At 48.3% G+C, this 20,570-nt stretch carries 15 protein-coding genes, 1 tRNA gene, 1 pseudogene and 1 riboswitch; of the genes and pseudogenes, 12 read left to right on the top strand and 5 right to left on the bottom strand.

Annotation, left to right across the window (positions count from 1 at the left end; genetic code table 11):
• Positions 1-99: 99 nt before the first annotated feature.
• The 4 genes from truB to QUB20_RS11215 form a co-directional block, all read right to left on the bottom strand.
• Positions 100-1,041: a tRNA pseudouridine(55) synthase TruB gene (gene truB / locus QUB20_RS11230; protein WP_333246918.1), complete on the bottom strand. Its 942-nt coding sequence runs from the start codon at positions 1,039-1,041 to the stop codon at positions 100-102.
• A gap of 227 nt (positions 1,042-1,268) precedes the next feature.
• On the bottom strand, positions 1,269-2,015 hold the full coding sequence (locus QUB20_RS11225) for a calcium-binding protein (RefSeq protein ID WP_333246916.1): 747 nt from the start codon (positions 2,013-2,015) through the stop codon (positions 1,269-1,271).
• A gap of 40 nt (positions 2,016-2,055) precedes the next feature.
• The gene (atzF, locus tag QUB20_RS11220) at positions 2,056-3,870 is read right to left on the bottom strand and encodes an allophanate hydrolase (RefSeq protein WP_333246914.1); all 1,815 of its coding nucleotides are present in this window, start codon (positions 3,868-3,870) and stop codon (positions 2,056-2,058) included.
• A 208-nt stretch (positions 3,871-4,078) separates the two neighbouring features.
• Complete coding sequence (locus QUB20_RS11215) at positions 4,079-4,216, bottom strand: hypothetical protein (RefSeq protein WP_333055115.1); 138 nt, start codon at positions 4,214-4,216, stop codon at positions 4,079-4,081.
• 432 nt (positions 4,217-4,648) lie between these two features.
• Positions 4,649-4,803, top strand: a riboswitch (guanidine-I (ykkC/yxkD leader).
• A gap of 144 nt (positions 4,804-4,947) precedes the next feature.
• Here QUB20_RS11215 and QUB20_RS11210 point away from each other — a divergent pair.
• The 9 genes and pseudogenes from QUB20_RS11210 (at position 4,948) to QUB20_RS11170 (ending at position 16,147) form a co-directional block, all read left to right on the top strand.
• Positions 4,948-6,015 (top strand): ABC transporter substrate-binding protein, encoded by a 1,068-nt coding sequence (locus QUB20_RS11210; protein ID WP_333246912.1) that lies wholly within the window; start codon positions 4,948-4,950, stop codon positions 6,013-6,015.
• Positions 6,016-6,123: 108 nt separating this feature from the next.
• The gene (locus QUB20_RS11205) at positions 6,124-6,975 is read left to right on the top strand and encodes an ABC transporter permease (protein WP_333246910.1); all 852 of its coding nucleotides are present in this window, start codon (positions 6,124-6,126) and stop codon (positions 6,973-6,975) included.
• Positions 6,976-7,157: 182 nt separating this feature from the next.
• Positions 7,158-7,934, top strand: a complete 777-nt coding sequence (locus QUB20_RS11200; RefSeq protein ID WP_006630934.1) for an ABC transporter ATP-binding protein — start codon at positions 7,158-7,160, stop codon at positions 7,932-7,934.
• Positions 7,935-8,227: 293 nt separating this feature from the next.
• Positions 8,228-8,956: an urea amidolyase associated protein UAAP1 gene (locus QUB20_RS11195; RefSeq protein ID WP_333246908.1), complete on the top strand. Its 729-nt coding sequence runs from the start codon at positions 8,228-8,230 to the stop codon at positions 8,954-8,956.
• Between the two features lie 77 nt (positions 8,957-9,033).
• The gene (locus QUB20_RS11190; protein ID WP_333246906.1) at positions 9,034-9,675 is read left to right on the top strand and encodes an urea amidolyase associated protein UAAP2; all 642 of its coding nucleotides are present in this window, start codon (positions 9,034-9,036) and stop codon (positions 9,673-9,675) included.
• Positions 9,676-10,104: 429 nt separating this feature from the next.
• Positions 10,105-13,722 carry an urea carboxylase gene (gene uca / locus QUB20_RS11185; RefSeq protein ID WP_333246904.1) on the top strand — a complete coding sequence of 1,206 codons (3,618 nt, stop codon included), beginning with the start codon at positions 10,105-10,107 and terminating at the stop codon, positions 13,720-13,722.
• Between the two features lie 335 nt (positions 13,723-14,057).
• A pseudogene (locus QUB20_RS11180) lies at positions 14,058-14,283 on the top strand (IS66 family transposase); the annotation flags it as partial.
• A 476-nt stretch (positions 14,284-14,759) separates the two neighbouring features.
• A complete protein-coding gene (radC, locus tag QUB20_RS11175; protein WP_333055122.1) occupies positions 14,760-15,491 on the top strand; it encodes a RadC family protein in 732 nt (243 codons plus the stop codon).
• A 317-nt stretch (positions 15,492-15,808) separates the two neighbouring features.
• Entirely contained in the window at positions 15,809-16,147 is a 339-nt protein-coding gene (locus QUB20_RS11170; protein WP_015176985.1) for a DUF1815 family protein, read from the top strand.
• A gap of 96 nt (positions 16,148-16,243) precedes the next feature.
• On the opposite strand, the gene QUB20_RS11165 is transcribed toward QUB20_RS11170, so the two are convergent.
• On the bottom strand, positions 16,244-16,477 hold the full coding sequence (locus tag QUB20_RS11165; protein WP_333055123.1) for a hypothetical protein: 234 nt from the start codon (positions 16,475-16,477) through the stop codon (positions 16,244-16,246).
• Between the two features lie 373 nt (positions 16,478-16,850).
• Between QUB20_RS11165 and QUB20_RS11160 the strand changes: the two genes are divergently transcribed.
• The 3 genes from QUB20_RS11160 (at position 16,851) to QUB20_RS11150 (ending at position 20,308) form a co-directional block, all read left to right on the top strand.
• Positions 16,851-17,330, top strand: coding sequence for a DUF4079 domain-containing protein (locus tag QUB20_RS11160; RefSeq protein ID WP_015176986.1), 480 nt, complete (start codon positions 16,851-16,853; stop codon positions 17,328-17,330).
• Between the two features lie 200 nt (positions 17,331-17,530).
• A complete protein-coding gene (locus QUB20_RS11155) occupies positions 17,531-20,161 on the top strand; it encodes a ComEC/Rec2 family competence protein (RefSeq protein WP_333251299.1) in 2,631 nt (876 codons plus the stop codon).
• Between the two features lie 60 nt (positions 20,162-20,221).
• Positions 20,222-20,308, top strand: a tRNA-Ser gene (locus tag QUB20_RS11150).
• The last annotated feature ends 262 nt before the right edge of the window (positions 20,309-20,570 follow it).

Raw genomic sequence — 20,570 nt, 5'->3', positions numbered from 1 at the left:
CCGCTGTAAGCTAGGTGCATCGAGAGCATTCCCAGCGGTTAGAGTTCCGCCAACTTTTTCTGTACCAATTATACCTTTTTTCATTATTATTTTAGATACTTAAAGCACAATTTGAGGAGATAATATGGTACTTGTCTCTGAGTTGGCTACTTGACCGATACCTAAAAAATTACCGTCTCGATCGTACACCTGCAAGGGATAGGGATGTTCGGGTATGGGGTTGTGGGGGGGATGGTTGCTACTTTCCTCCTCCGATCCGATCGACGTTTCGGGAATCGGGAGGCGCTGTCCTTGAAACCAGCGTTTGGTATATTCAGGGGAAAGGACGATCGCACCTAAATGTCCCAAAACCGCCGATGGCAAAATCGGGCAAAATTTATTCTCCTGCAATTGCAGTTCTAATTCTTCAAAACTGAGACTTTGGTCGATCGAAAAACCGCTACTTTCGGTGCGAGTCAAACAAGCCAAAGTACCGCCTGTATTCAACAGTGCACCCAAATCCCGCGCGATCGCCCGAATGTAAGTACCCGCCCCGCAGGCGATCGACAAATCCAATTCAGGAAAATCCCCCGGCCGCCAATCCAAGATTTCTAGTCGAAAAACCTCAACATTTCTAGCAGCAACTTCCACCGTTTCGCCTTTTCTCGCTAACTCATAAAGGCGTTTTCCTCCCACCTGAACCGCACTAAAACTCGGCGGAAATTGCTCGATTTTTCCTAGGAATTTTGGCAGTGCAGATTGCACTTGTTCCAAACTCAACTCTGGCACCGGTCGAGAATGGATAATTTCTCCTTCTAAATCGTCAGTAGCAGTAGTTAAGCCAAACCGAATCGTGCCTCGGTAAGCTTTATTGTGTTGGAGATATTGCAGCAGTCTGGTTGCTTTGCCCAGGGCGATCGGCAAAACGCCAGTCACAGCAGGATCGAGGGTTCCTCCGTGTCCGACTCGCTTGAGTTTCAATAGTCGGCGCACTCGCCCCACGCAGTCGTGAGATGTCATGCCCGCAGGTTTGTTGAGATTAAGAAAACCGTCAGTAGTCATTAGGAAGTTCGGCAACGGATTTTGTAACGGATGTAACGGATATAACAGATGTCAGGAAGAGGGAAGATGGAAGATGAAAAGTTTTGAGTTTGCTTTTTTTCGCAACGCGAAAGCTAACGTTACTTGCAATGCAAAAGCGGTTTTTAGTTAACAAGTTAAACATTGAAAACTTAAAACTACAAAGTACCCGCCAGCCCAATTATCAATTCTCAATTCCCCATTCCCAATTAAAGAATAAAGTCGGCCTGACTGATAGAAGTGCGGGCAACTCCGAATAAAGTAGCCAGAGTTTCCTTGGTGCTTGTAAGCTGAATAATTGTACTGGGCGAAGTTCCTGCCCCAGCGGAAATGGTGATTTCGCCAAAAGTAAGGCCGGCAGTCAAGCGAATTCGATCCGTACCATCAGTAAAATCTGTAATCACATCCCCGTCTGCCAAACGCCCGATCGCAAAAGTATCGTTTCCGGTGCCGCCAGTTAAAGTATCTTGGCCGCGATCGCCCGATAAATAGTCATTGCCGATGCCACCAAACAGCGAGTCATCGCCGGCACCCCCAAACAGCGAGTCATCGCCCGCGCCTCCCAACAAAGTATCGGTGTCTTGGTTGCCAAACAGCAAATCATTGCCATCGCCGCCCAGCATTGAGTCAGAACCTTTGCCACCGTATAAAGTATCGTCGCCGGCGCCGCCCAAAACGCTGTCGCGGCCCGCACCGCCGAACAGCAAATCATCGCCAACGTCCCCCAGCAGTGAGTCATCGCCGTCGCCGCCGTAGAGGGAATCGTCTCCGCCTAAGCCGAAAATGCTGTCAGGGCCACCCAAACCAAATATCAAGTTAGCGCCCGCAGTACCTCTGAGGGAGTCGGGGCCGCTGGTGCCGCGAGTGCCGCCAAGTGCCCCTCCGGGACTGGTACCACCGCCGGTGGGGGTTGGGGTTGTGATGGGAATTGGCACAAGTGGCACTGCTGATGGCATGATTCTGAAGATGGGTAGAAATTTGCAATTCTAACTTAACTTAAAAGCGGAAGTTATATGCTCGCCAACCGCCGAGATGAGAAATATCGATCGCATCCGTCACAGCATAAGATTCGCACAAAAAGCCCTGCACCGTCGAGCCGTCCTCCAACACCAGCGTACCAATTCCCAGCGGCGGGGGAATTTTAGCGACAAATCCGCCGAAAGCCGCGATCGACAACTCCCAAACTTCCACCTCGATCGCGCTACCGCCCTCTATCTGACGCACCAATCCCGGCTTGCCCAGAGCAGTACCCGTCAAAGCGTACAGCTTGTAAATCGGGCTGGTACGGCAGGCGCGAACCAAAATGCCTCCGAGCTCGATTAGTTGATAATTCAGCGGCTCACCGCTCAAATGAGCGCCAACCACGGCTATTTTGACTCGTTCTTCTGAGTCAGATTTGGCTGCGATAACGGGTTCCGGGACGGTTGGCAGCTGCAGACCGGTTGCGCCCAAAGTTCCCCCCAAGCTAGCGTGGAAAGCAGATCCCAGGCTGCAGAGCGATAGATCGTGCCACGCAGGAGCCATCAGTGTCAATCCTGCGGGCAATCCGCTGCTTTGAAACCCGCTGGGAACTGCGATCGCGCACAAATCGAGCAAGTTCGCAAAGTTCGTGTAGCGGCCGAGATTGGTGTTGAGCGCGATCGGCTCGGCTGCAACTTCTGCGACAGTATAAATCGTGCCTGTCGTGGGAACAGCCAAAACATCCATTGACTGCCACTGAATTTCAGCTTGCTGGCGGAGTTCGGCCAACCGATACGACGCGCGGTAGGCAGAGACGGCATCGTAGCGTTTGCCGCCGCTGATAATTTCGTAGACGATCGGATCGATCGCATCTGGGTGCGCGTCGAGGAAATCGCCGATCGCAGCCAACCTTTCTGCTACCCAAGGCCCGCCGTAGAGCAGTTCGGCAGCATCCGCAAAGGGTTTGAAGTCAATAGATGCGATCGTGCAGCCCAATGATTGCAAGCGCGCCAGAGCATCTCGGTAGCGCTGTTCGGCTTCTGCATTCCCAAAAAATTCGAGTTCGCCGTCTGCGGGAATTCCCACCCGTAAGCTGGATAAATCCGGCAAAACTTTCGTTTCTGGGCGACGAGAAAACGCATCCTCAGCGTCAAAACCGCTGGCTACTTGCAGCACGGAGGCCGCATCCGCACAGGTGAGAGCGAACACAGAAACGCAATCGAGCGATCGCACCGCTGGTAGTAGGCCGCGAGTGCTGATCGAGCCGCAACTTGACTTCAGCCCGACAATGTTGGTAAAAGCAGCGGGAACCCGCCCCGATCCTGCGGTATCGGTACCCAGAGCAAAACTTACCAATCCGGCCGAGACTGCTGCGGCGGAACCGGAACTCGATCCGCCGGGGATGTAGCGCCGATCAAACGGATTGCGGCAAACTCCATAGGGCGTGCGGGTTCCCACTAATCCTGTGGCAAACTGATCCATGTTTGTTTTGCCGATCGCGATCGCACCTGCCGCGCACAGGCGCTCTACGACTGCGGACGATCGCGCTGGAGTGCGAGCAAACGCAGGACATCCCGCCGTAGTCGGAACGCCCGCCCAATCGAGATTATCTTTGATCGCAAAAGGTATTCCGTAGAGCGGCAACTGCTGCGGGTCTAGGTTTTCCAAAGCTTTGGCGCGTTCGAGGGTTTCCGCCAGCGGTGCTAAATAAATCCATACTGCCGGATCTGCATAGCGTTCGATCCGATCGTACACGCTGGCGATCGTATCTGCAGGCGCGATCGAGCCGGTGCGGTAGCGATCTAGCAGCGAATGAATGTCGAGACTGTTGCTGTAGTTAAATTTTTCCATAGTGCACGGTCAGTCGATTTTAGATTTTAGATTTTAGATTTTAGATTGAAGATTTGACTTCATATCATTTCTGGTTATATGAGGATGATTTAACCGCAGAGAACGCAGAGAACGCAGAGGGAGATCGGAGAGAGATGAATAATTCCAATGCTAACGGATTTGACTTCACAGGCTGTGTTAGGCGATCGTTATTACAACAAATAGAATGTTAGTTTACCGCATTGTCGATCGTACTCGCATCCAGTCTAGGACTCGAAGTATTTCTCAAGAAATCTTCAACCATGACCTTGCTGGTTTCGTCTTTTTGTGCAGATAAACTTCGCGATCGACAATCGCCCCATCTCATTGCCCGGTTTAATCTTCCAAAAATTTTAATTTTACTTCGAGAAAAACGGTTTTTTGTAACATTTTACACATTTTTGCATCAAGTTTGCTGTTAGGGTTTGAAACGTAGCAATCTAGTAAGATTGCACGCTACAGTATGCTTATCTTTAAAAAAAGTAAGTGAATTGCAGCAATCAACAGTCTAGGATAAATCCCTGAGTCCGCCAGGGAATGAATTCCCTGTCTAATAGTTAAAGTCCTCTGAAGAGGACTAATGAGTTTAAAATTTTTATTAGTCCTCTTCAGAGGACTTTAGCTTTGAGACAGGGGTTTCAACCCCTGTCGGACTAGGGGTTTAACGTGGAAAGTTGAAATCAATTGGCTTTTGGAGTGTCCCTACAAGGGCTAGGTACCTTACCTGAAAAGTGCTGTATACAGACAAAAACCGAAAAAATTTAACCGCTTCTAGGGTTCCGATTTGAATCAGTTTCTAAGTCAGCTTAGAAAGTTCAAGTGCTGGTCCGAGAGAAGCAGACTGGTCATCCCAATATTTTATTAATTTGAGGGAAACACTAGCCAGTTACACGGCGGGATAAAAGCCCGGGAGAAACGCGATCGGTCAGCAAGACTCGGTTCGTTAGCTCTCGGGCTTTATCCTTGTATATCAAGGGGGTTTGCGGAAGCTAAGGAAGCCAAAGAAGGTGCAAAAGCTCGATCGACATATTCACCTCTAACCAGCAACCAGAATATGCTATGAATATCCGATATTGCTCCCCCAAAAGAATGCGATCGCCCTTGTCCTACTGCGCCCTATTTTTTATCACCTTGTTTTTCGCTGTCGGCTGCGTCAACCCAGCAATTTATATCAAAACCACGACTGAAAGCGAAGCAGCTTCTTCAGTAAGTGCTAACGCAGTTCGCCTCGGATTCAGCGCGTGGCCCGGCTGGTTTCCGTGGCAAATTGCTAAAGAACAAAAGATATTTGAAGCCAACAATGTTGCTGTAGACTTAAAATGGTTTGACGGCTACTTAGAATCGATCAGCACCCTCACAGCAGGACAGATAGATGCTAACAGCCAAACCCTCGGCGATACCGTAAACTCTATATCAGGCGGCGCCGACCAAGTAATTGTTTTAGTCAACGACAACTCGACGGGAAATGACAAAGTGATTGTCGCCGAAGGCATCAATTCCGTTGCCGATTTGAAAGGCAAAAAAGTTGCAGCCGAGGAGGGTACTGTCGATCACTTTCTATTGCTGTTAGGGCTGAGAAAAGCAGGTTTATCAGTGCAAGATATTCAATTTGTACCGCTGGAAACCGGCAAAGCTGCGGCAGCTTTCGTCGGAGGACAAGTCGATGCGGTGGCAGTATTTGCGCCGTTTACCACGCAAGCCTTAAAGCGAAAAAACAGCAAGGAACTGTTTAGTTCCAAAGATTTTCCGGGGGCGATTTCTGACCATTTGGTATTCACCCGAAAGTTTATCGGCGAACACCCCGATCGAGTGCAAGCCCTGGTCAATTCATGGTTTGCAACATTGGAATACATGAAAGCCAATAAAGAGAAATCTTACGAGATTCTCGCCAACCGCGCCGGAGTTAGCGTTGAGGAATACAAAGAATATGAAAACGGCACTCAGATATTTACGATAGAGGAAAACTTGAAAGCCTTTCAACCGGGAAATGACATGACATCATTGCCGTTTGCGGCTTCCGAAATGACTAAATTTCTCGTCGATGTAAATTTAGCAAAAACCCAACCAGATATCAGCACCTTATTTGACGATCGCTTTATCAAAGCTTATGCAGAAGGTAAAAGCTAGGAGGCAGAATTTACGATTTTGCAGACACAAAAAACTTTCAACAAAATTCTTTTTTTAAATACCAAAAAGCTACTAAAATTACTCGCTCAACCATTCTGCAATTAAATCATGCCACCAAATCCCGAACCGCGATCGATCCAATCCCACCTCAAGCAAAAAAGCCTAAATCCCACCGTTTTCTGGCGGATTGCGGAAGAGATACCACAACCCCTCAATATTGGGTTAACGGTAACATCGATCGCACTGCCGCTGCTGCTGTGGTGGCTAGTAACAACCTTCGCCGACGTAGACCCCAAATTTTTGCCTTCCCCCGCCAAAGTTTTAGAGGCATTTGGTCGGCTGTGGAACACTCGCGAACTTTTGAAAGACACGGTAGCGAGTTTGTGGCGGGTGGGAGTGGGCTTTCTGTTCGCCTTGGTTTTTTCCATACCAATTGGCGTCCTGATGGGCAGTTTTCCCAGTATTCGCGCCTTGCTGGAACCCATGTTCGGCTTGATGCGATATATGCCCGCACCAGCATTCATTCCCCTGCTAATTCTCTACTTGGGAATCGGCGAAGAACCCAAAATAATGCTGATATTTATCGGCGTCTTTTTCTTCAATTCGCTGATGGTGATGGATACAGTCAAGTTTGTTCCCAAAGACTTGATCGAATCTACTTATATGTTGGGCGGAAATCGCTGGGAAATCCTAACTCAAGTTATTTTTCCCCACGTTTTGCCGGGAATTCTTGATGCTAGCCGCATCAACCTAGCTGCGGCTTGGCAATTGGTAATCGTCTCCGAATTGATTGCGGCAACCGAAGGCTTAGGCCGCCGGATCAGCGTCGCAGGTCGATTTCTCCGAACCGATGAAATTTTTGTGGGGCTGATTGTCATTGGGGCGATCGGACTGACTTTTGACTTGCTTTTTCAATATCTGCTGCGGGTTTCTTGTAAATGGTCAAGCCAGAAACAGTAAGCAGATTTTGAAGGAAGAAGGAAGTTCGGCAACGGATTATGTAACGGATGTAATGGATGAAAGAAGGTCGTGCTATCAACCTAAAATTAAAAGACTCGATTCCTATCGTTTTTAGTCCTAAAATTGACCTACTTAGGGACTCCAACAATCCATTTTTTACTTACAATACAGAGGATAAACTCATGTTTCTACAAATCAACAACCTGCACAAAAACTTTGAAACAAAAAACGGTAAATTAGTTGTCCTCAAGGACATCAATATGAGCATCAAGCAAGGCGAATTTATCTGCGCGGTAGGCGCATCCGGTTCGGGCAAATCTACTCTTTTGAGGCAGATTGCGGGATTGGACAAGCCAACAACAGGGGAAGTGAAAATTGATGGCAAGGAAGTTGTTTCGCCTGGGCCGGATAGAGGTATGGTATTTCAGCATTACACTCTTTATCCTTGGATGAACGTGCAGGAAAATGCTGAGTTTGGCCTCAAACTTCAAGGCGTGTCCAAGAAAAAGCGGCGCGAACAAGCGAGCTATTATTTGAGTGTGGTAGGATTGACGCAGTTTGCTTCGTCGCTGCCGAAGGAATTGTCGGGCGGGATGAAACAGCGGGTGGCGATCGCCCGCGCCCTCGCTTCTGAACCTAAAGTGTTATTAATGGATGAACCTTTCGGTGCCTTGGATATCCACACTAAAGAATCGATGCACGAATTCATGCTCGATTTGTGGCGCCGCACTCAGATTACAATCTTTATGATTACCCACGATGTCGAAGAAGCGGTGTTTCTTTCCAATCGGATTTATGCTTTGGGTGCTCGTCCCGGTACAGTGAGAAAGGAGATGTCGATTAATTTGCCCGATCGCACTCCCAGCATTAAACGCCACGCCAAATTCCACGATTACCGCGACGAACTCATGGATTTGATGCGGAAACACGGACAGGAAGCAGTTGCAATGGCTGCTTAAATAGAAATAGGTTTGTAGTTGCACTTTTTGCACCCGCGCAACAGTACAACGGCCAACCTAAGTAAGTGGAAACTTAACATCTTGCACCATTGTCAATTACCTATTTAGGAACGGGCAAGATGCCCGTTCCACAAAACTCAATTTTATTGTGGAACGGGCATCTTGCCCGTTCTTAAGAATGGTGCAAGATATCAGTGTAGATAAATATTACTTTGGGAGAAGGTGAGTTTTGCCACTACAAAATACTATTGTTTTGTTTCCCTCACCCCCCCCAAATACATCAAGAGGAACTTATGGTGCAACTATCGATCGACACAAATTCACAAATTGATTCTGACCTCGTATTAATGCAAGAAACCGTACCGGGCGGCGCGTACTGGTCGGGGGTCATCAAGCGGGGAAACACCCTGCGAATCACCGATTTAGAAGGCTCTCGCGGCGTTTCCATGCTGTGCTACAACGCCGACAATGCGATCGAACGTTTCAACGCAGCAGACACCGCCAAAATTCAATTCAACGCCTTTCTCAAACAAGGCATGGTGCTTTACACAGACATGGGGCGCATCCTATTTTCTATCACCCAAGACACCTCCGGCTGTCACGATTTGCTAGGAGGATGCAGCAACGCCATTAGCAATGCGAAAAAATACGGCGAAGGAGACTGGAAAAACTCCCGCGACAACTTCCTCAAAGCCCTAACTCGCTGGGGATTGAGCAAAAAAGACATCATGCCCAACCTCAACTTATTTACTCGCATTGCCATCAAACCAGACGGCACGATGGAGTTTCGCGAAGGCTGCGAAAAACCCGGTAGTTTTATCGATTTGCGATCCGAAATGAACGTATTGACAATTATCTCTAACTGTCCCCACATCCTGCATCCGGGTTCAATTTACGATCCAAAACCCATCCAAATTCAGATTGTGAAATCCCCCGCAGCCGCACCAGACGACTTGTGCCGCACCGCCAACCCGGAAGCCGTGCGCGGCTTCATCAACACCGATGCTTTATTCGTGCAATAGACCCGATTACACAACTCAACTTTGTCCGCATCAATCGGCGGTAAAAAATTCTGCAATTCCATCACAAAAAGTGAACCATGACTGCAACTACTCAACAAATCCTCGATCCAAAAAATGCAATTTATAACGAAGTTTTACCCGCCAGACATCCCTGGTCTCGTGTCATCAAAAAAGGACAGATTCTTCGTATTGTAGATTTAGGCGGAAATCAAGCAGTAGATTTTTTAGTTTACAATGCCGATGACCCTTCCGAACGCTACAGCGCCCCCGATACGATCGTCCATCAAGGCAACATCTTTGTCACTACAAACAGCAAACTCATTTCCAACGAAGGGCGAGCCATGATGACCATAATTGCTGACTCCTGCGGGCGGCACGATACCTCCGGCGGCGCCTGTAGCTGCGAAAGCAATTCGGTGCGGTTTGGACTAGATAAAAAATACCAGCACGCCTGTGTTGAAAATTTCCTCGCCGCAATTCTTCCCTACGGTTTGGGTAAGCGAGATTTAGTCAGCAATATCAACTTTTTTATGAATGTTCCGGTTAGCGAAGACGGCACGCTAGAAATTGTTGACGGCATCTCTGATCCGGGAAGTACAGTTGATTTGCGAGCCGAAATGAACGCGCTGGTTGCTATTTCTAACTGCCCTCAAATGAACAATCCTTGCAATGCTTACAATCCTACGGCGATTCAGTTGATTATTTGGGATGCGGTGTAAAGGTAGGGGGGCACTGCCTCCGCAATTTCTTTAGGGGCGGTATCTCGTGAATTGGTGTCAACAAAGACTTTAAACGTAGTACCAATTTGCTGTCTGACGATTAGGGTTCGATCCCCCCTAGCCCCCCTTAATAAGGGGGGGACAAGAACACTCAAAGTCAACCCCTACTCCCCTTAATAAGGGGGAAGAGCGCTCAAAGTCCCCCTTATTAAGGGGGATTTAGGGGGATCGAGACTGGGCTACCAGCAAGAGATACAGAGGGTTTCAGGCTTAAGTTGACACCAATGGCTCTCGTGCTCACCCCACAACAAAATTTAATGTTTGTGGAACAGGCATCTTGCCTGTTCTTCAAGATAGTACAAGATGTAATCAGACACCAATTACCAATTACCATTAACAATTACCAATTACCAATTAAGAATTACCTAAATGTTTAACAAAGTTTTGATTGCAAATCGCGGTGAAATTGCCTGCCGAATTATCCGCACGCTCGATCGCCTCGGAATTGCTTCGGTAGCAGTATATTCTGAAGCCGACGCCCACGCCAAACACGTTTTCGCCGCCAGCGAAGCCGTTTGTATCGGTGCAGCCGCCGCAGCCGAGAGTTATTTGCGGTTCGATCGCATTCTCGAAGTTGCGCGCCAAACTAAAGCTCAAGCTATCCATCCGGGTTACGGCTTTTTGAGCGAAAATGCTGAATTTGCCGAAGCTTGTGCAAGCGAAAATATTGCATTTATCGGCCCGACTCCGAGTCAGTTGCGCTGCTTTGGATTGAAGCACACCGCGCGGGAAATAGCCGCTGCAAATCAAGTGCCGCTAACTCCCGGAAGCGAACTTTTAGCAAGTTTGGAGGATGCAGAAAAGGCGGCTGGGGCGATCGGCTATCCGGTGATGCTCAAAAGTACCGCAGGCGGCGGCGGCATTGGTTTGCAGGCTTGTTTTGGCGATCGAGATTTGGCAGAAGCCTTTGAAAAAGTACAGCGTTTGAGTCAAAGCAATTTTAAACAAAGCGGCGTTTTTTTAGAGAAATATATTCAAACAGCCAGACACATTGAAGTCCAAATCTTTGGAGATGGCAAAGGCAATGTCATAGCCTTGGGCGAGCGAGATTGTTCGGTGCAGCGGCGCAATCAAAAAGTAATTGAAGAAACCCCCGCCCCTGCTATTAGCGACGAACAGCGAAATCAGTTGTACGGTGCAGCAGTGCGGTTGGGAAAAGCGGTCAATTACCAGTCAGCGGGTACTGTTGAATTTGTATTTGATGTCGAGGCGAAACAGTTTTATTTTTTGGAAGTCAACACGCGCTTGCAAGTTGAACACGGCGTTACTGAAGCTGTCAACAACATCGACCTTGTTGAGTGGATGGTAAGACAGGCTTCTGGGGATTTGTTCCCCCTGGAAGAGTACCGCTATCAACCGCAGGGACACTCAATTGAGGTGCGAATTTATGCGGAAGATGCCGGCAAGAATTTTCAGCCTAGTTCCGGGTTGCTGAATCAAGTTGCGTTTCCCGAAAACGTCCGCTGCGACAGTTGGATAGAAACCGGCACGGAGGTTACTCCTTTTTACGATCCGCTGCTAGCCAAAGTAATCGTTTGCGGCGATAATCGAGCCCAGGCGATCGCTCAACTGAAAGCTGCTTTAGATGCCAGTGAAATAGCGGGAATTGAAACTAATTTAGATTACCTCCGCCAGATTTTGGACGATTCCCGATTCAGCCGGGGCGAACTGAGCACGCGCTTTTTAAACTCTTTTGAATACGCACCTTTAACGATCGATGTATTGGATGGGGGAACCTACAGCAGCATTCAAGATTATCCGGGGCGGATTGGCTATTGGGATGTGGGCGTGCCGCCTTCTGGGCCGATGGATCATCTGGCATTTCGATCGGCCAATCGTTTAGTAGGAAATCCCGAATCGACAGCCGGATTGGAATTCACAGCGACAGGCCCAACTCTGCGCTTTAATGCCGATACAGTTATTAGTTTGACTGGTGCAACTATGAAGGGAACGCTAAACGGCGAATCGGTGCCGTTTTGGACAGCTATTCCCGTAAAAGCTGGCAGCATTCTCAAGTTAAAAGCCATTCAAGGCGGCGGCTACCGCACTTATTTAGCAGTCAAACACGGCTTTAATGTCCCCGATTATTTGGGCAGCAAATCAACTTTTGTACTGGGCAAATTTGGCGGACACGCGGGCCGCACGCTGCGTCCGGGAGATGTGCTTAAACTGCATCAAACTGCTACTCTGGAAGCGGAATTATCTTTGCCTGCGGAACTAATTCCCACCTACAGCAATAATTGGGAAATCGGCGTTTTGTACGGGCCTCACGGCGCGCCGGATTTCTTTACTGAGTCAGACATCGAAATGTTTTTCTCTACAGAATGGCAGGTGCATTACAACTCGACGCGGACGGGCATTCGGCTGATCGGCCCGAAGCCCACCTGGGCGCGTCAAGACGGCGGGGAAGCGGGTTTGCACCCGTCTAACATTCACGATAATGCTTACGCGATCGGCACGATCGATTTTACGGGCGATATGCCTGTAATTCTCGGTCTTGACGGCCCGAGTTTGGGAGGTTTTGTCTGTCCTGCTACTATTGTGCAGTCGGAATTGTGGAAAATCGGGCAACTGAAACCGGGGGACAGCATTCGCTTTCACTGTTTGAGTTTTGCTGAAGCTTTGCAGCGGGAATTAGCACAAAATAGGCAAATTGCTACTTTTAGTTTGCCTGTTTTTGGGGAAAATGCGGAGGAATTGCCTGCAGTTCCCGCTTCTCCAATTTTGCACGAAATTCCCGAATCTCTGGGACAGGTTGCTGTTACTTACCGTCAAGCTGGGGATAAATATATTCTAGTTGAATACGGCCCGTTGGTGCTGGATTTAAATTTGCGTTTTCGGGCGCACGCATTGATGGAATGGCTAAAAGCAAATCCGTTGCCTGGTGTTATCGAATTAGTGCCGGGAATGCGATCGCTCCAAATTCACTTTGAGGGCCGCCAGATTTCGCAACAGCAGCTAATGCAGGCGCTGATTGCGGCGGAGGCGGAACTTCCGGCGATCGAGGATTTGGAAGTGCCGGCGCGAATTGTGCACTTGCCTTTATCTTGGGAAGATGAATCGACGCTGTTGGCTATTGAAAAATATATGCAGTCTGTGCGATCGGATGCACCTTGGTGTCCCAGCAATATTGAGTTTATTCGCCGCATAAACGGGCTTGAGGGCATCGAACAAGTCAGAGAAATTGTATTTAATGCTAGCTATTTAGTAATGGGTTTGGGAGACGTTTATTTAGGCGCGCCCGTCGCAACTCCCCTCGATCCGCGCCACCGTTTGGTTACTACTAAATACAATCCCGCCCGCACTTGGACTCCTGAAAATGCAGTTGGCATTGGCGGCGCGTATTTGTGCGTTTACGGGATGGAAGGGCCCGGAGGTTATCAATTTGTCGGCCGCACGGTGCAAATGTGGAATCGGTTCAAACAAACGGCTGATTTCCAGTCTGGTAAACCTTGGCTTTTGCGCTTTTTTGACCAAATCCGATTTTATCCGGTTTCTCATGAGGAATTGCACCGCTGTCGGGAAGAATTTATTGAAGGTAAATTTAAATTAAAGGTTGAGAAAATCACTTTTAATTTGAGAGAATACAATGAGTTTTTGCATTCTATTGCTAACAGTTCGGCTGAATTTAAAGCGCAGCAGCAGGCGGCATTTAATGCAGAGCGCGATCGCTGGGCCGCCTCCGGGGAATTTGACGCTGAAGCTGCCGCAGAATCCTCGGCGGATGGGGCTTCTGACACGGCGGCGGAGGTTGTTTTGCCGATCGACTGTGAGGCTGTTGTCGCTCACGTTTCGGCTAATGTTTGGCAGGTGCTGGTTAATGTGGGAGATGTGGTTGCTGAGGGCGATCGTCTGTTAATTTTGGAAGCGATGAAAATGGAAATTGCTATTACTGCTGATGTTGCTGGCACTGTGGCTCAATTGTTTTGTGAAAAGGGGCAAACGGTGACAGCAGGGCAAATTCTAGCGGCTATTCAACCGAATTAATCCCTCTGGTGTCAGGAGTGAACACTTACGCGCTTATGCGGGAAACACTTCTGTAATGAGGCACACTACTATCGTCTTTTAAATGCCGAACAGCTTATCGCCCATGAGTCCTGGCGCAAAACAAAGGATATACTTAGGAATGAGAATTAAATAATTTCCACTCTTGAAAGTGGGATGGGCGTCCCGCCCGTCATGAGTGGACGGGCGGGACGCCCATCCCACAATAACAATTAAAATTGTAAGTTATTTAATTCGCGATCCTTACCTACAACTCGTGGGATCAAGATTTCAAAATAAGATTGAATCAAGCTTTGGTGACTTGGTTGATCCTTGTGGGTTATGCCGCAGGTTTGTTGCTCAAATACTTACCAGATAAAGCAAAACAGTGGTGGTATTTTCTGGATGAGTCCTCGATGTCTCCGGATAATAATTTAGCAGAACTTTCTCTATGGCTAGCTGTAACTAAACGGAAAGTTTTTGGCGGCTCTCGTTCGATGAAACGATTTGAGGAAACTGCTAATCTCCGCTCGTGTGATTCAAACCTGTCGTTTTCAAGCTCGTTGAGTAATGGCTTTTTTCCGTGAGGCTATTTCTGCACATTCTTGTGCCTTGCCTATGCCGCTCGTTTATTCCCATTTTTCAGACCTGAATCCTTACACTGCAATAATAGCTTCAATTAAATTCATGGAGCTATGCACAGAGTTTGGATAGAACGGGCGATCGTCCCCTAGCCTCGCGCCGGTTCTATTATATAATCATCCGGTCAGAATAAATCCGCCCGGCCTGGCTTCTAGCCGTGGGGAGTGTCAATTTGCGACTCAAGCCCAAGCGCAGCGAGTGTTAGAGGCATATCCGGGCGATCGGTTTAAGGTCGATCGACATCGAGACTCGATCGCTTGCGAAACCCTGGGTTAGATTTTATCTGCCAACAGCCTCGGTTAATGATGAAGGCTTTTTTCGGTGATTGTACGAATTGAAGAACACAAATCGATCGGCTAAAATTGTCTAATTGTTGAGCTTGCGGTGCGGGTGCAGCTATGACTTACAGCTTGAGAATTGCCGATTTGCCAACGAGTGAACGGCCACGGGAACGGTTGATGGCGGGTGGCCCGAAAAGTTTGGCAACTGCAGAATTGATTGCGATTCTCCTGGGTACTGGTCAGGGCCCCGGCAAACTTTCCGCCGTAGGGCTTGGACAGTATATTTTAAATCAGTTGAGTTTGCATTCCCGCGATCCTCTGGCTGTGCTACGCAGTATTAGCGTTCAGGAGTTGACGCAGATTCACGGGATTGGCCCGGCTAAGGCGACTTCGATTTTGGCTGCGGTGGAGTTGGGGAAGCGGGTTTTTCAGTCGCGGCCGCCGGAAATGGCTGTGGTTGACTCTCCCCAAGCGGCGGCTGATGCCCTGAGTCAGGATTTGATGTGGCAGTCTCAGGAACGTTTTGCTGTGGTGTTGCTGGATGTGAAAAATCGGCTGCTGGGTACTCAGGTAATTACGATCGGCACAGCCACGGAAACTTTGGCTCACCCACGGGATATTTTTCGCGAGGTGATCCGCCAGGGGGCGACGCGGGCGATTATCTCGCACAATCACCCATCGGGGATTGTGGAACCGAGCCCGGAGGATATTGCTTTGACGCGACAGTTGCTGGCGGGAGCGCAGTTTTTGTCGATTCCGCTACTGGATCACTTGATTTTGGGGAATGGCGATTTTCGGAGCTTGCGGCAGACGACGACGCTTTGGGACGAGTATCCCCAGGGTGATTGAACTCTTCTACTTAACTAATTTCATTACTATCATTAGTTATTTGTATCTTTGGGCTCTCGAACGGCTGAATCAGCCCTGACAGCAGGCAAATTTTCCGGCTGGAGTCCCCCGCGAGAGCCTGTTTTGGGTGAATGTTGCTGCTGATACTTCGTTTCGATCGCAACTCGGTTAATCTAGTATACGTAGGCTGAAGAGGTCGCTAATCCGATTTTTTTTGAGCATACTAAACGTATACTGAACCAGCACCTAAAGACCCACTTATTAAGAAATTATTAAATGGGATGTAAAATACACGGTGTGGTGATAGGAGGAGAACTGTGTTTCTGAGACTTGCAGAACAACACCGTAAATTCGTTCAAGATTTGGTAATGAACCTCCAAGCTTTAGCGATCGTGCTAGAGCATCGGGGTTATCTGGCATCCTGCTACACTTGCGGGGGTCAGATGAACAGTGCCTCATTTATGGTCAGTTTGACGGACAACCATCTGATTCGATTTTTAGTGTCAGATTACGGTATCACTTGGACTGAGATGCGGGACGACCGCGAACTCATGAAACTAGAAGGTGCAGAAGCGATTAATCAGTTACAAGAACTGGCAAATCTCGTAAAGTATCAAATCCAACCTTCGGAAGCTACTTTAGCGACGGCCCAGTGAGTGTAGCGATTGCACGGTTCCGAGGAAGGCGACGCAAGAAAGTGGCTGCTTGTCTGCTAAAACCGAATCCCCAGCGAGTTAGTTGGGAGGATTCATTTAGGTGCACAGCGATGGCTGCTCAACAGCCAAGAGTGCTATCAGGGTGCCTTGAGACTGTTTAGCGATCGGTCGATCGAAGTGAGCCTGGGCAGACGGCATACTTGATGCCAGAAGTCTCAAACTTGGAACCTCTAGTTTTTTTTCAGCAGTTGATTCTCCCTTGAGAACGATTAGCAAAATGTAGAAGTGTGACGGCTCGTCGGCTGCGATGTTAAATTTCCCCTTGGGCATTCAAAAGTCAAGGAATTGAAATTAACTTTGAGCAGGCAGGTATAATTTAACATCCAGAGTGAGGATGAGGCTGTGAAGATTGGGCAAAAGGCAGCCCACGGGGTGTGATGTGCGGGCGAATGGCGTTTATTTTTGCTCTTAGATTTAGCCGATCGGGCTAATAATTAACTTGAAGCAGCATCACTGCTGTAAAACATCTCACAGCCGGCCCAAGCCGGCTAAGTTTTGCGTATATCTAGGCTTTTGGCCAATGTTGGGCTGTTAGGTTAAACGGCTCTTTGAAGTGCACCCTCGCACTTGCTACACTAATATTTTATAATATTTTAATGATTAGTCTGAAAATATTTATCGCCAAGTTTGGAGTCAGTATCAAATGGTAAATTTAAGCGAACTACTAGAACCCATCGCCAGTCAATTTCGCAGTCTAGGAATTCCCGAACCAATTACCCATTGGGGACACCCTGTAATGATGGGGATCGTGGTAGTGGCGATGGGCAGTTTTGTCGGGTATACGGGATGGCAGGGACGTTTGGCAACCGATAAAGATGTCGCACTCAAAAGTCGATCAGATCACCGCAAGCTTGCACCGTGGATGTTTCTGTTTCTAGCTTTGGGCTATACAGGCGGCTTGCTGTCGCTGGTGATGCAGCACCAGCCAGTCATGGAAAGTCCGCATTTTTGGACTGGTTCGGCAGTGCTGGTTTTGCTGGCTGTTGGCAGCTTGATTTCGCTAACGGGTTTTGGGGGCAATAAGCTGGCACTGCGCGCGGTTCACGCTTATTTAGGCACGACGGCCCTTGCACTTATGGTGCTGCACGCGGCTTTCGGTTTAAAATTGGGGCTGTCTATTTAGAAAAGGAAGAGGAAGGGGAAGGGGAAGGGAAAGAATATAAGGAAAGAATTTTTGCCATAACTTACGCACGGGTAGCCAGAAACCGGGTTTTTTACCCAAGTTCACGGCGTTTAGCCCTTTACTCCGCCTGAAAAACCCGGTTTCTTTGGTAAGGAGTGCATAGGTTGCCCTGAAATATTCCCCCTCTAAATTGCTAATTAATGAATCAAGCAACGGGTGTCATCTTCTGTCTTGCCTACATTTTGGGATTGATTTCTACAGCGGTTTCTTGGGGTAGATACGGGATACTTGCTTTGGGAATAACGGTAGCGATCGCCCTGCCGAAATTGTTGCGGAAATATACTAAAAATTCTGTCAAAGTTACTAAGAAAAGACGCAGCCGACAAAAAGAAAATGCTCTTGAAGCACCCTTAGATGCGAGGGAAGAGTTGAGTTTGTTGGAGATGCTGCCGAGAGCGAAATGGGTGTGGGCGGTTGCTGGTTTGCTGGCATTTCTAGCTAGCGTTTATTTTGCAGTTCGATCGCCCCAACCGGCCATAGATGACATCAGCAAACTGATTCCGGCTGGCGGCAACACTCAAGAAGTGGCAGTGACAGTTCGCGGTAGAGTTGCCAGTACGCCTCGACTGACTCGATCGGGTCGATCGCAATTTTGGCTAGAAACAGATTTAGTTAGCGAAATCAACGGCGGCGAGGGAGGAGCAGTTGTAAACCGCCCAGTATCCGGCAAACTCTACGTTACAGTTCCCCTGCTGCAAGCAACGGGTTTGTACGCCGACAATACGATCGCAGTTGTGGGTTCCTTGTACAAACCGCAGCCACCGTCAAATCCGGGGGCTTTTAATTTTCAAGCATATTTAGCCAGAGAAGGAGCTTTTGTAGGGCTAAAAGGTCGTCAAATTGACTGGAAGAGAGAAAAGGCGATCGCGGATGTAAATCGAGTTAACAGCCAAACGGCTGCTTTCTTGGAACCAAGCGGGATGCAGCCATCGAAAATTCAAGCGATGCGGCAGCGGATCGTGCGATCGCAACTATCACAGTTAAATGTTCCCGAAGGGCCCTTGATCAGTGCGATCGCCCTCGGCAAACAAGCAGTAGATTTACCTTACAACATCCGTGACTATTTTGTGCAGGCTGGATTAGCCCACGCAATCGCAGCTTCCGGCACTCAAGTTTCGATGGTTTTGGCTTTAGTTCTAGCTTTAACCAGGCGTTTTTCCAAACAATTGCAATTTAGCTTTGGCGTCGGTGCTTTATTTTTGCTCGTGGGATTAACTGGCTTTGAAGCTTCAGTATGCCGCGCTGCTTTGATGGGATTTGGGACACTATTTGCTTTGGTGCTCAACCGCGCAGTTAAGCCGCTGGGATTGCTGTTAATTGCTGCTACTATTTTACTGCTGGTTAACCCTTTGTGGATTTGGGATTTAGGTTTTCAACTAAGTTTTTTGGCAACTTTGGGGTTAATCGTGACAACGCCACCACTGATGGCAAAATTGGACTGGATGCCGCCCGCGATCGCTTCGATTGTTGTGGTTCCAATCGCCGCTTCAGTTTGGGTGCTGCCGCTGCTACTTTACATTTTTAGCGTCGTATCACCTTACAGCATTTTAGTTAATATTATTGCCGCTCCTTTGCTGTGGATTTTGAGTATTGGGGGGATGGTTAGCGCTTTAGCTGGATTGATTTTTCCGCCCGCTGGCAGTGTTTTAGCACAACTGCTGGACTATCCGGCAAAGGGGTTAATTGCGATCGCCCAATATTTCTCGCAATTACCCGGTAATTCTGTAGCTGTCGGTCAAGTATCGGTGTTTCAGCTAATCGCGCTTTACAGTTTAATTTGCTGGGTTTGGATCGGGGGAAGAAGGAAGAAGGAAGAAGGAAGTGCGGCAACGGATTCTGTAACGGATTTAACGGATAGAAGGAGGAAGGAAGAAAAAAGACGGAAGCCGGAACCAGTCCGAGGAAAAAATCAGGAAAAGGGGAAAGGGAAGAAGGGGAAAAGCAGAGTTATTGCGCTGCCGAGTTTTTCATCTGCTTGGATTTTACCGCTGGCGCTGGTGGCGGGAATAAGTATCATAGTTTTGCCAGCTTGGCACGTTCAAGCATCTTTATTTCAAGTTACTTTGCTGGCGACATCTGGCGAACCTGTTTTAGTAATTCAAGATAGGGGAAAAGTGGCGCTAATTAATAGCGGTGATGAAAATACCGTAAGGTTTACAGTGTTGCCTTTTTTGCAGCAGCAAGGAGTTAATTCTGTGAATTTTGCGATCGCCACTCACGGTCATTTAGGATTGAGCAGTGGTTGGGGAAAATTACTAGCACGCTTGCCAATAAAAACCTTTTATGATAATAACGCTCCCAAACAAATTTACCGTAGCAACAATCAGGAATTTATGACGGCTGTGCAATCTCGCCAAGGCGTTTACTTTCCTTTAGAAACTAACAGTACAGTTGATATGGGTGCGACGCGGTTGCAGTTGGTGAATGCGGAGATTCCGGTGGTAGAATTCCTGGTGGGAAATCGAACTTGGTTGCTCGTCGGTGAAATGACACCGGAAGCGCAAAAAAAATTGGCAGCAACGGGAACCTTGAAGCCGGCTCAAGTGCTGTGGTGGTCAGGAAAAGCCCTGACGGCTGAGTTGTTAAGCGCAGTTGGGCCACAAGTGGCGATCGCCTCTGCTAACGAAATCGACCCAGAAACCGCAGCCCAACTGCGCCAAAGCAAAACCCAGATTTTCTGGACAGGGCGCGACGGAGCCCTCCAGTGGACTCCAGCAGGGGGATTTAAGACCACTTTGGAATCTGAAGAAAATCAAACTTCTTTTTTATAAAGATTTACAATCTGGCACACTGTGCGGTAAAATACTTTTAGCTCACATCTCAAATCAATTGGAGAGGTGGCAGAGCGGTTGAATGCGGTAGACTCGAAATCTACTTTAGGGGTAACTCTAACGTGGGTTCAAATCCCACCCTCTCCGTACATCCCTTACTCCACAAGGCTTTGAGGCTATCCGCTTTTTTAGCCATCTGTGCAATTTATCGGCAGTGGTATACAAAAGTGGTATATAAACCACTCTTGTATACCACTTTTTGCTTTCACTCCACCCCGCATCAGGGCGATCGGTCAAGACAAAAGTATTTCTAAAATTGCCTCGAAATCTATTTTAACTACCAGCCGGGAAGTCCCGGGCGTATATTCAGAGGGGATGAATCTGAGCGCTAAGCGAAGTACCCCGAATG

The sequence above is a fragment of the Microcoleus sp. B4-C2 genome (assembly GCF_036705265.1).
In the GTDB taxonomy this organism is placed as follows: domain Bacteria; phylum Cyanobacteriota; class Cyanobacteriia; order Cyanobacteriales; family Microcoleaceae; genus Microcoleus.
The sequence above is the reverse complement of the archived record's forward strand: the minus strand, read 5'-3'. Positions and strand labels throughout refer to the sequence as shown.

Coding starts and splice junctions, on each gene's coding strand:
- QUB20_RS11200 (WP_006630934.1), top strand. CDS start 7,158: ATGTTTCTACAAATCAACAACCTGCACAAAAACTTTGAAACAAAAAAC.
- QUB20_RS11195 (WP_333246908.1), top strand. CDS start 8,228: ATGGTGCAACTATCGATCGACACAAATTCACAAATTGATTCTGACCTC.
- QUB20_RS11190 (WP_333246906.1), top strand. CDS start 9,034: ATGACTGCAACTACTCAACAAATCCTCGATCCAAAAAATGCAATTTAT.
- QUB20_RS11165 (WP_333055123.1), bottom strand. CDS start 16,477: ATGCCCAAGGGGAAATTTAACATCGCAGCCGACGAGCCGTCACACTTC.
- truB (WP_333246918.1), bottom strand. CDS start 1,041: ATGACTACTGACGGTTTTCTTAATCTCAACAAACCTGCGGGCATGACA.
- QUB20_RS11205 (WP_333246910.1), top strand. CDS start 6,124: ATGCCACCAAATCCCGAACCGCGATCGATCCAATCCCACCTCAAGCAA.
- QUB20_RS11215 (WP_333055115.1), bottom strand. CDS start 4,216: ATGAGATGGGGCGATTGTCGATCGCGAAGTTTATCTGCACAAAAAGAC.
- QUB20_RS11225 (WP_333246916.1), bottom strand. CDS start 2,015: ATGCCATCAGCAGTGCCACTTGTGCCAATTCCCATCACAACCCCAACC.
- QUB20_RS11160 (WP_015176986.1), top strand. CDS start 16,851: ATGGTAAATTTAAGCGAACTACTAGAACCCATCGCCAGTCAATTTCGC.
- QUB20_RS11155 (WP_333251299.1), top strand. CDS start 17,531: ATGAATCAAGCAACGGGTGTCATCTTCTGTCTTGCCTACATTTTGGGA.
- uca (WP_333246904.1), top strand. CDS start 10,105: ATGTTTAACAAAGTTTTGATTGCAAATCGCGGTGAAATTGCCTGCCGA.
- QUB20_RS11210 (WP_333246912.1), top strand. CDS start 4,948: ATGAATATCCGATATTGCTCCCCCAAAAGAATGCGATCGCCCTTGTCC.
- radC (WP_333055122.1), top strand. CDS start 14,760: ATGACTTACAGCTTGAGAATTGCCGATTTGCCAACGAGTGAACGGCCA.
- atzF (WP_333246914.1), bottom strand. CDS start 3,870: ATGGAAAAATTTAACTACAGCAACAGTCTCGACATTCATTCGCTGCTA.